At 45.0% G+C, this 10,199-nt stretch carries 9 protein-coding genes, 1 other RNA gene and 3 pseudogenes; 6 read left to right on the forward strand and 7 right to left on the reverse strand.

What is annotated here, in order from left to right; translation table 11 throughout:
- The 3 genes and pseudogenes from K2P83_RS11915 to K2P83_RS11925 form a co-directional block, all read left to right on the forward strand.
- Positions 1 to 358: pseudogene (locus tag K2P83_RS11915) on the forward strand (glycoside hydrolase); the annotation flags it as partial.
- 259 nt (positions 359 to 617) lie between these two features.
- Positions 618 to 804, forward strand: a pseudogene (locus tag K2P83_RS11920) (IS5/IS1182 family transposase); the annotation flags it as partial.
- Between the two features lie 332 nt (positions 805 to 1,136).
- Positions 1,137 to 2,057: a cation diffusion facilitator family transporter gene (locus tag K2P83_RS11925; RefSeq protein WP_292929469.1), complete on the forward strand. Its 921-nt coding sequence runs from the start codon at positions 1,137 to 1,139 to the stop codon at positions 2,055 to 2,057.
- 107 nt (positions 2,058 to 2,164) lie between these two features.
- Here K2P83_RS11925 and K2P83_RS11930 read toward each other — a convergent pair whose 3' ends face one another.
- From K2P83_RS11930 to K2P83_RS11950, 5 genes are all read right to left on the reverse strand, one after another.
- Positions 2,165 to 2,710 (reverse strand): YMGG-like glycine zipper-containing protein, encoded by a 546-nt coding sequence (locus K2P83_RS11930; protein ID WP_292929471.1) that lies wholly within the window; start codon positions 2,708 to 2,710, stop codon positions 2,165 to 2,167.
- 14 nt (positions 2,711 to 2,724) lie between these two features.
- The gene (locus K2P83_RS11935) at positions 2,725 to 3,228 is read right to left on the reverse strand and encodes a hypothetical protein (RefSeq protein ID WP_292929473.1); all 504 of its coding nucleotides are present in this window, start codon (positions 3,226 to 3,228) and stop codon (positions 2,725 to 2,727) included.
- Positions 3,229 to 3,440: 212 nt separating this feature from the next.
- Positions 3,441 to 3,668, reverse strand: a complete 228-nt coding sequence (locus K2P83_RS11940; protein ID WP_292929474.1) for a GIY-YIG nuclease family protein — start codon at positions 3,666 to 3,668, stop codon at positions 3,441 to 3,443.
- A gap of 157 nt (positions 3,669 to 3,825) precedes the next feature.
- On the reverse strand, positions 3,826 to 5,091 hold the full coding sequence (locus K2P83_RS11945) for an alpha/beta fold hydrolase (protein WP_292929475.1): 1,266 nt from the start codon (positions 5,089 to 5,091) through the stop codon (positions 3,826 to 3,828).
- Between the two features lie 69 nt (positions 5,092 to 5,160).
- Entirely contained in the window at positions 5,161 to 5,598 is a 438-nt protein-coding gene (locus tag K2P83_RS11950; protein WP_292929477.1) for a hypothetical protein, read from the reverse strand.
- Positions 5,599 to 6,038: 440 nt separating this feature from the next.
- On the opposite strand from K2P83_RS11950, the gene cls reads away from it, so the two are divergent.
- From cls to istB, 3 genes and pseudogenes are all read left to right on the forward strand, one after another.
- Entirely contained in the window at positions 6,039 to 7,460 is a 1,422-nt protein-coding gene (gene cls, locus K2P83_RS11955) for a cardiolipin synthase (protein ID WP_292929479.1), read from the forward strand.
- Positions 7,461 to 7,746: 286 nt separating this feature from the next.
- Positions 7,747 to 8,661, forward strand: a pseudogene (locus K2P83_RS11960) (IS110 family transposase); the annotation flags it as partial.
- A gap of 84 nt (positions 8,662 to 8,745) precedes the next feature.
- Positions 8,746 to 9,555 (forward strand): IS21-like element helper ATPase IstB, encoded by an 810-nt coding sequence (istB, locus tag K2P83_RS11965; RefSeq protein ID WP_292929481.1) that lies wholly within the window; start codon positions 8,746 to 8,748, stop codon positions 9,553 to 9,555.
- A 132-nt stretch (positions 9,556 to 9,687) separates the two neighbouring features.
- On the opposite strand, the gene K2P83_RS11970 is transcribed toward istB, so the two are convergent.
- Both K2P83_RS11970 and ssrA read right to left on the reverse strand, forming a co-directional pair.
- Entirely contained in the window at positions 9,688 to 9,933 is a 246-nt protein-coding gene (locus tag K2P83_RS11970; protein ID WP_292929482.1) for an Arm DNA-binding domain-containing protein, read from the reverse strand.
- Positions 9,934 to 10,126: 193 nt separating this feature from the next.
- Positions 10,127 to 10,199: a transfer-messenger RNA gene (gene ssrA / locus K2P83_RS11975) on the reverse strand; the annotation flags it as partial.

A 10,199-nucleotide genomic window follows, 5' to 3' on the forward strand; every position in this document is an offset into this window, starting at 1 on the left:
GGGTTGTCCGGATGTTTTCATAGAAGATCCGGGATTAAACTATCCAGGGAATAAATGGTCTCCTCCAGGTCTCTATAACTACTATCCTGAAAATTCTGGTCTGATGCCCCTAACAATTAAAGTGGAGGGTGCGAATTATGAAAATACTCGGTGGGATAATAAAGGTTATCAGCCAACCGTCTCGGAGCTGCTCAATTTTGCTCGGGATAATCTGAAGGTCAACTACATTTTCTGGGTTAGGGATCTTGATTATTATGAGAAAGTGCTGGAAACATTGAGTTTGAGACAACAAAACAGCAATTCATCCGGCGGATTGAATTCGATCTGCCCCGAAAACTATACTACCTGTATCGATTAGTATTGAATTGCACTAACTGAAGTCTAGACAACAAATACCCCCGTAGCAAGAGCACGGGGTATTAAAAGATTCACGCTACGCAACCTTTCTTTTGGATTGTCTTGATTCTCTTTACATAGTCGGTCATAAAATTCCTATAAGTACCTGATATTAGTCACAAATGAACTTTTTTCAGTGATCATAACGACCGAAAATGTTAATATTTCCAAGTGTTTTCTGGTCGAAATGGTGATTAAAAATACTAAGATGTAGCAGTACGATTCATCAACCGAATTTGTTTGAAACAGATTTGTTGGTGCAACTTGATCCCAATGACCCATTGCTGAAGCTTGCATCAGCGATACCCTGGCAAGAATTTGAGGAACACCTTCCATCCATTACACCGCAACGACAAGCCGAGTAAGCCGATCCGATTGATGATTGGGTTATTGATACTGAAGCGGTTAGCAGGCCGTTGAAAAACGTTCTCGAGGTAGCCGATGCAAGGCAAAAACAGGCGAAAAAGCGCAGTTTATGCTTAATAAATGAGCATTTTGAGTCTGTTTTTAACACCGCAGCGGCAACGCAGATAGTTTTTCAACGGCCTGTTAGAGAGTTTAAGTGACGAATCGGTAGTATTACAGCGGAAGCGCAATCCTTATTACCAGGCTTTTTGTGGCATGATTGAGTTAAATTACCACTGGCTTCCGATTGCATTTCTTGGGAGGCGTAGTACAAAAAACTCGATTTTTACCCAGCACCAGCTTTAGAAGTTCACATGTTGGAATAAAATCAATATATGGCACATAACCACTCCCACGATCATGATCATAGCCACGTTCCAAGGAACTTTGATCGCGCATTCGCAATTGGGATTGCGCTAAATGTAGGTTTTGTTGTGCTTGAAGTCATTTTTGGTTTATTTGCAAATTCTCTCGCGTTGTTAGCGGATGCAGGCCACAACCTCAGCGATGTGTTGAGTTTATTATTCGCGTGGGGCGCAAGCGTATTAGTACGCAAGCTGCCAACACAGCGGCATACTTATGGTTTACGCCGTACTTCGATATTAGCTGCATTGATTAATGCGTTAGTTTTGCTTGTTGCGGTCGGTGCTCTCGCCTGGGAAGCTATTCACAGATTTGGCTATCCCGAGTTCGTGGCGAGTGACACAGTCATTTGGGTAGCGTCAGTTGGCATTGTAATCAATGGGCTTACGGCGTGGCTGTTCATGTCGGGCCAAAAGCAAGATATGAATATTCGCGGCGCATATTTGCACATGGTGGCTGACGCAGCGGTTTCTATGGGTGTTGTTTTAGCAGCTATTGCCATAAAATTTACAGGATGGTTGTGGTTGGATTCGGTCGTAAGCCTTGTGGTCGCCGTAATTATTGGTATTGGTACTTGGGGCTTGCTGCGCGAATCGCTTAACCTTGCACTTGATGCTGTGCCAGCCAATATTCATCCGGCCAAAGTTGAGGCTTATCTCGCGAATCTTCCAGGAATAGAAGCAGTTCACGACTTGCATATCTGGGCAATGAGCACGACGGAAATTGCCCTAACCGTGCATCTAATCAAGCCAGATGCGGTCATTGACGATCTGCTATTGGTTCAAATCAATAACGAATTGCGTGAGAAGTTTGGAATTCAGCACACTACTGTTCAGTTTGAGTGTGGAAATGTATCTCATCCCTGTAAACAAGAGCCTTCAGACGTAGTTTAAAGTGGCAACGTAGCGATGAAGTTTCGGCGAGTAGAGTAAAACGTGTCTAAAGAACATCATCAAGAGTAACTGCAAACTCCAGATAAAAAGGGAACACATCAGGTCACCTACCGTGGAGGTGGAGGCGGTGGGTTACCGGGTGGTGGCGGTGGTGGATTAGAATTTACTGGTGGTGAAGAAATTCTTCGACTGACGCCGCTACTTGCGGGCAGATCCCTGCTGACGTTACCTGAAACAGGAACATTATGGCCTTTCGAATACATGCAAGGGATATAGCTGTTGTCATAGCGCTGTTGACTTTCATAACCTGAAGATGTGCCACTGCTTGTTCCAAACAGTGCGCCCGCTAAAAGGCCTATTCCAGCACCTATGGCAGCTCCCTCACCACCAGCTATGGCAGCGCCGGAAGCAGCGCCTAACCCAGCTCCAATAGCGGCGCTTTCTACACCGCTAGTTCGGGATGATTGTTGAGGAGTCTTGCCGTTAATTTGTTGATAAGCATATTCTCTGCATTCACTATCATCCTGACGAAACTGATCAAAACTTTTACCGGCACCAGGTAATGTCATTACGCTTGGACCTGTTGGTAGGTTTGCGCAGGCAGTTAGTAGCCAAACAATCAGCAATATAAGTAATCTTTTTGTTATAAACATGTTTTCTCTTTGCGTTATTGTGCAGGTGGCTGCGGAGCTACCTGTAACCAGCCACCCGGGCAATTCTTGACATAAGGATAATAACCATCCGGGTTTTGGCAATAGTACCAGTAATCGGTTTGTGGCTGGACAGGCTCAGCCTGTTGCTGCTGCGTATAGACCGGAGGGGTTGAAGGCACTATCACGGTTGGCGGATAAGCATAATAAGGTGGATAGTAAGAGGGATAGCCATACCCATAACCACCAAATCCGTAGCCACCAAAGCCATAACGGCTATAACCGCCATATCCCCCATAACCATAAAATCCGGGACCATAATAGCCGCCGAGATTTATACCAAGATTTAAGTGGCTATGCCCATGACTACTATAGCCACCCGAATGACCATAATTTCCTCCAAAATGGCCGCCACCACCATGTCCATCCCGCGCTAAAACAGAATGGCTTTCTATCATTGCAAGCAAGGCGATGATCAAATGTATCAATCTAATATTTTTTATATGAAGCCTATTGTGCATAAATGTAGTGAAAGACAAATTGGATTCTAATCCCAACTCGTCATTTAAGAGATTTCAGATCAGATTGGAAATGATATCCCCATCCCATAATGTAACTAAGGTATTTATTAAAACCATTTCGCGTTGTTTGACTGGATCCAGACCGCATTAGTTTCAGTTATTCGATCAGGGGATAAAAAGCATCATTCAGAAGTAAGACAGGTCTTCTCATTCTAGGGGGCTCCCTGAATCAGAGCTAACTTTCTCGTCCGAGTCATAGCTTTTATTATGATTTCTCTTTTTGAGGCTTCTGCTCTGTTTTTGTAAAGTTCCTGATGTACAAGTCGAAAAGGCCCGCGACCATGGCTATATCGCGTTCCTTTACCCATTTCATGCTCTGAGATCCGAAGGGTTAATTCTGTAGTAATGCCGGTATAAAGACTTGAATCAGCACATTCCAATATATAGATCTGAACAAGATTTCCTTTTAGAAAATTTCTTGTTTTCTTTTTGATGGGTAAATTGATGGTAATTATTACTCATATCCATTAAAAAACGAATGGATACTAGGATATTGGTGACATTGCCCTTTAAACTCACCGCCTATTGCATTGCTACCTATTGTAAATTTCTCAAAATTTCTGCTCCTACGCTAATATCCGTTGTCTCACACGTATGGGTTTGACCTACGCTTCCGATAACTGGCACTTTTATTTTATTGCCACAATCTCGGAAAGGAATGTCAATCGTAGTTGATTTCTGTTGAAGAGGAAGATCTCCGGTTACCGCTATAAGGTTCTGGGAAGTGTCGGTTACGATTCCATCTCCTGTTTGGAAATCAACCAAGCTGGACAAAGTTGATTGCCCCGTTCCAATTATCGAAACATAGCGAACATTGGATGGAAGGGGGTGCGTAGCCAAGTCATTAAGTACATTCAAAGCTGCGCTGTTGGGTTGTAAATCCTTGATTGAAACACTGTTTGAGTCAATATGATAAGGTAGAAGATCGCAAATGCCGACTTTATCGAAAATATCGAAAATATCGAAATTAACGTGACATGTCTCGGCCCAAAAACTACCCTGATGCGGAGTCCCAATGGTAATGAGTTTCGCAACATCCTCCCGATACGGAATTGTCGTTGCCGAATCGAACACTCGAGCTAACCCTTGCAGATATTCTCTTGCAGCAAGACCACCTGTGCTATGTCCAATCAGAAGGACTTTTGTTGCCTCAGGGTTTTCATCTAACACCGCTTGAATGATTACTGCTAATTCTCCTCCCTGGACATCAAGAAACAATCCCTGATTGTCGGAGAAATTTACAGCATAGAAGTTACCAGTATTCCCCGTACAGCTCGGAGTATCTAATGGGCAGCTTATAGCAACTGTTTTTGTGGCCGGATTGAAAGCAGGTATCCCACCGAATGTCCAGCCAGCACTGTTAATCAGATAATCTCTATACGATACCCATGTGTCTGCAGAAGAAGCGATACCATGAATAAAGACGACAGGATAAGGCTTTTCTCCACATCCCGATTCATTCAACAAAGCAGATAAATCACCTATATCCCGTGGCAAGGCATCGTCTGGTCCCTGGTAATAGACATGGTTATCTGCAGAGGAAACGCCCACATAGGCGTTGGTGTCGGGGTAATAGCGATAGGTATAGGGTGAAGATAATTGCACTCCTGATACCGGCGGTGAAAACAGATTGGGGTAGAATGTTTGTGCCCAATTCATCATGCACATAATATCAGCCGGCGTCGCGATATCGGCTTTCACCGTTGAATCATTAGCCGATGCTGTATTGCAAATTGCCGCGACAATTATCACTCCGAGTGCGTGTGTTAACAAGGAGCTACTTTTGCGTTGTTGGTTGTCCATAGTATTTTTCCAAAGTAAAGAAACAAGATGGCCTGTATATCGTCAAAGCAATTTGGACTATTGTCTGGGTTAATTATTTTTGGCAGCAGGCCAGGTTAATGTAATTATTTTTCCACGCTTTTCTTGAATACTTAGATCGCGATGGAGAGTAGTTAACTCGTAGGTGGCATTCAGGGAATAGTTTCCTGGAGCAAGGTTCACCAACAGGTAGGGGCCTTCAGTGGTAGTATCAAGAACAGTATTGCCTACCTTGTCCTTAATTAATACGTGAACATCACTGATGTATTGGGCTTTGGAGCCAGTTTTTTGTGATAATTCAAGCATCAATGCCCATGTTTTTCCTGCCTGCAATATTGCTTCCGACTCATCTTTGCCTACGCCTCCAGAAATAAATTGCGTTTGGCCTTGTAATTTAACGAGTGGAAGTGATGGGTTTACTTCAGAAAAACTTAAGGCTGAGAAAATCCCGGCTAACACTATAATTATCTGACTGATTCTAATTTTCATATTGGTTTTGAGTGCTAATGAACGCTATTAATAAAGTGTTTTCATCGCAATTAATCTCATTTTCTCTTTAAAAGAATTTGATCTCGCGTTATGCCGATATCCAGTCAACGCCATCTATCCGGACTCGCCTGCCCAGTTTATCGTCATAATCTAATAGTTACTGCCAAAGCATGGATAGCTTATTCCACCAGCCCACGGGTACATTACAATTATCTTTGAACCGGTTCTGTGCAGTAGCGCACATAGACACATTGTAATGTATGCGCTGTGCTGTTAAATATGGGGAACATCGTATTAAGCTGCCATTTGATTTGCATCACATTGCCCAAGTAAATTCATTTGATAATCAATAGCCTTCATCTTCTCGCTTTTACTGTCAGTTTATTGCTCTATCCTTGTTCTCTACTTTCATATCTTCATTGTATGAGACTAAAAATTCCATGAAAATCAGCATACCTCAGATAAAGAATGATGTGATGATAACCAAGCTTAAGCTCGCTGCTGCAGCGGCATGCTGTTCATTACTCTCGACCGGTTGCGCGACGCTGCCCGATACGCAATTCCTGACGGAGCATTACATTGCGCAAGCAGCGCATTTCAAAGACGCATGGGGTACGATTTCGGCTAAAAGAAGCGCGGCCATCGTGGAGAAACTCAAGCAAAAGTCCGGCGACATCGATATCTTGGATAAACAGATTGCGCTCGAACAGGAAATCGTCGGCAGTCCACTCGTAGTAGGCAATAAGGTCATATTGCTGCAGGACGGCCCAGCAACGTATCAGGCTATGTTCGCCGCTATCCGAAAAGCCAAAGATCATATCAATTTGGAATCCTTCACCATCGAAGATAATGAAGTCGGTCAACAGTTCGCGGATCTCTTGATCGAGCGGCAAGCACAAGGCGTCCAAGTTAACCTGATTTATGACAGCTACGGCACAATAGGCACAGCAAGAACGTTCTTCGATCGTCTCGCACAAGCCGGCGTTCAGGTACTTGAATTCAATCCGATTAATCCATTATTAATAAAGAAGTCATGGATACCCAATCATCGTGATCACCGCAAGCTGCTCGTAGTGGATGGACATACGGCATTTCTTGGCGGCATCAATATCAGCAACGCTTATTCGACCGGATCCTCGATCAGGAGGAAAGAAGAACCGGTCGACCAAACACGCGGATGGCGCGATACCGACATTCAAATAGAGGGACCGGTAGTTGCCGAATTTCAGAAATTGTTCCTGCAAACCTGGAACAAGCAGCATGGCAAGCCGCTGGCACAAAGAAACTATTTTCCGATGGTCGCGCCACAGGGTAAGGAAATAATTCGTGCGATTGGCAGTACGCCGGATGATCCTTACAGCCTGATCTATCTGACGCTCCTATCCGCGATCACCAATGCGGAAAAACAGGTATATATTACAAATGCCTATTTTGTGCCTGATCCGCAGCTTCTCAATGCCCTGCTTGATGCTGCAGGTCGTGGCGTAGATGTCAGGCTGATCCTGCCTAGTTATTCCGATTCGGTAGCAGCATTTCATGCGGGACGTTCATACTATTCTGAGTTGCTGAAGGGAGGCGTAAAAATTTACGAACGGCAAGGCGCACTACTGCATGTAAAAACCGCAATTGTAGACGGCGTCTGGTCTTGCGTTGGATCTAGCAATCTGGATTGGCGTAGCGCGCTGGACAATGACGAAATCAATGCAGTCATTCTGGGGCGTGACTTTGCGCAGCAAATGCAGGCAGCCTACTTTAGGGATATTGCGAATTCGAATGCGATCGAACTCGAAGAATGGGAGCATAGGTCGCTACTGCTCAGACTGAAAGAATGGACGGCTCGATTGTGGGGATACATGTTCTAGAAAGGTGCTGAATAGTTGAGCCAGATGTATTTTTCATTACAGCAAATTATATCCTGATTAGAAAGATTGTTCAGCCAAACCCGATTTTTTCTATTATAAGGCGCATACTGACCCAAACAAATCCATCAAAGAGAAATTGCCATGGCCATGAACCGTATCCAATTCCAAGCAGGCTTGTGTAAATAGCGGAGTAAAAATAATGGAATGGACGCCCACTACCCTAAACGGCATCGAAGTGCCAAAGTAGTGGTGCATAAAGCCCGCTAAATAGAGAGGAGCGTCCGACATGAAGATTACAACGATAGGCATTGATTTGGCAAAAGAATTGTTTCAGATTCACGGTGTAGATTCGCAAGGCAAGACTGTGCTGCGCAAGCAGTTACGCAGAAATGAGATGGCAAAATTCTTTGCCAATCTGGATCCATGCCTGGTTGGCATGGAAGCCTGCGGTAGTTCACACCACTGGGCGAGAAAGCTGAATGAATTTGGGCATACTGTCAAACTCATGTCACCCCAGTTCGTCAAACCTTATGTGAAGACCAATAAGCATGACATGGCAGATGCAGAAGCGGTTTGTGAAGCAGTGAGTCGGCCCAACATGCGTTTTGTAGCGATAAAGAACATTGACCAACAAGCTATTCTGTCGGTACATCGGGCCAGACAAGGGTTCGTCAAGGCCAGAACCGCGCAGGCAAATCAGATACGTGGTTTGCTCTCTGAGTTTGGTATCGTGATGCCCCAGGGTATCCGATCGATAGGCAAACGCATGCCGGATATACTGGAAGATGCCGAGAATGGTTTACCAGGTACCCTACGCAAGTTGTTGGAAAGGCTGAACGACCACCTCAAGGAATTGGATTGTCAGGTGGCAGAACTGGAGTTGCAGATCAAGCTGTGGCATAAGGAGAACGAGGCCAGTCAAAGACTGTAAGCCATTCCCGGCATTGGTCCGATCACGGCGAGCGCCATTGTAGCAACCGTGGGAAATGCCACGGAATTCAAGAACGGAAGGCAACTTTCGGCATGGTTCGGATTGGTGCCAAAACAACGCTCCAGTGGCGGAAAACAAATACTGCTTGGCATCAGCAAACGTGGCGACATTTATCTGCGTACTTTACTGATTCATGGGGCACGAGCGGTCATTCGCTTTGCCGAGAACAAGGCTGAACCGGAAAGCTGGTTACGCAAGCTAATGGCGCGTCAGTGGAAACAACACTGAAACTCAATGAAGAACCGCAGGCCGATACGGCGCGCTATGATCGTTTGAACACCAAAGAGGTGCCGCATGTCTGACATACTTGCGCAATTCAAAGCGCTGAAATTATATGGCATGGCCAGCTCCTATGCTGAACTGAGGCAACAGAATACGCCCGATGTCGCTGACAGTTTTAATTTCGCAGACACACTGCTAAACCAGTTACTCCAGGCTGAAACAACCAAGCGCAACCTCCGTTCCATTCGCTATCAGACACAAGCTGCCAGATTCCCGGTGCAGCGTCACTTACAGGGCTTTGACTTCAGTCAGTCCAAAGTCGATCAACAACTGATTTATCAATTGGCCACGATGGAATTTACCACCGCCGCACAGAATCTTGTGCTGGTTGGCGGCACCGGTACCGGAAAAACGCACTTGGCTATTGCCATTGGTACTTCAGGCATACAGCATCACAATAAAAAGGTGCGATTCTTCAGCGCCATTGACCTGGCTAATAGTCTGGAGCAGGAAAAATCCGCCGGCAAACAAGGCAGGCTTGCCCTGCGACTGTTGCAGATTGATCTGGTTATCCTTGATGAACTGGGCTATCTGCCATTCTCACAAGCCGGAGGTGCTTTATTGTTTCACTTGCTCTCCAGGCTTTATGAACGCACCAGCGTAATCATTACCACCAACCTCGCATTCGCAGAATGGAGTAACGTTTTTATCGATGCCAAAATGACCACCGCGCTTCTGGATCGACTCACGCACCATTGCCACATCATTGAAACTGGCAATGAGTCTTTCCGATACAAACAAAGCGCTGTCACTGCAAAGATTAGAATACAGCAGCGGGAAAAAGAAAAAAACTCACCAGAAGAAAATCTGGTCGATTCGTAGTCAATTACAACAAACTAAATCATCAACAGGAGGCAAATTACCAACCCAGTCTGGTCGACTTATCCACAGATGCGTAGTACCCTGCGCTCTATTTTCCCCTGGTCAAATTTCAACCGTAATGGGGGGTCAATTTTAAACCGGTATCAACAGTCGTGCTTCATCCGCTCTGTTGCGCGCGTCTTTTAATCCAGTATCCGGGTAAACACCAACGGAAAGAGTCTTACGCTTGCCGCTGATACTGTAATCCATTCGCCACCATTTAGCGCCGTTCGGTTGAATCAACAGATAAAGGCCATCACCATCATTTATCCGTTGTGTCTTATCAGTTGGCTTGGTGTTGCGGATGGTTACATCGGTTTTAATTAGGTGGCGTGCCATTACAGTAACTCCCGTAAAAGATGCAGTAACTCTTTTGAATAAAACCATTAATAAGGTCTGTTACTGCATAAGTTACTGCAAAATACGCTAGATTGCAATAGGTGTTACTGGAATTCTTTGGACATTAAAAAGGCCATAATCACTGTTTTTATTAGTTTTTATGGCCTTTCTTGGATCTTCTTGGATCGTTTGTTGGTGGAGACGGCGGGAATCGAACCCGCGTCCGCAAGCCCTCTACAGACAGTTCTACATACTTAGCCATGTTA

The organism is Nitrosomonas sp., from assembly GCF_019752415.1.
GTDB lineage: Bacteria > Pseudomonadota > Gammaproteobacteria > Burkholderiales > Nitrosomonadaceae > Nitrosomonas.

Coding starts and splice junctions, on each gene's coding strand:
- K2P83_RS11925 (WP_292929469.1), top strand. CDS start 1,137: ATGGCACATAACCACTCCCACGATCATGATCATAGCCACGTTCCAAGG.
- K2P83_RS11930 (WP_292929471.1), bottom strand. CDS start 2,710: ATGTTTATAACAAAAAGATTACTTATATTGCTGATTGTTTGGCTACTA.
- K2P83_RS11935 (WP_292929473.1), bottom strand. CDS start 3,228: ATGCACAATAGGCTTCATATAAAAAATATTAGATTGATACATTTGATC.
- K2P83_RS11945 (WP_292929475.1), bottom strand. CDS start 5,091: ATGGACAACCAACAACGCAAAAGTAGCTCCTTGTTAACACACGCACTC.
- K2P83_RS11950 (WP_292929477.1), bottom strand. CDS start 5,598: ATGAAAATTAGAATCAGTCAGATAATTATAGTGTTAGCCGGGATTTTC.
- cls (WP_292929479.1), top strand. CDS start 6,039: ATGAAAATCAGCATACCTCAGATAAAGAATGATGTGATGATAACCAAG.
- istB (WP_292929481.1), top strand. CDS start 8,746: ATGTCTGACATACTTGCGCAATTCAAAGCGCTGAAATTATATGGCATG.
- K2P83_RS11970 (WP_292929482.1), bottom strand. CDS start 9,933: ATGGCACGCCACCTAATTAAAACCGATGTAACCATCCGCAACACCAAG.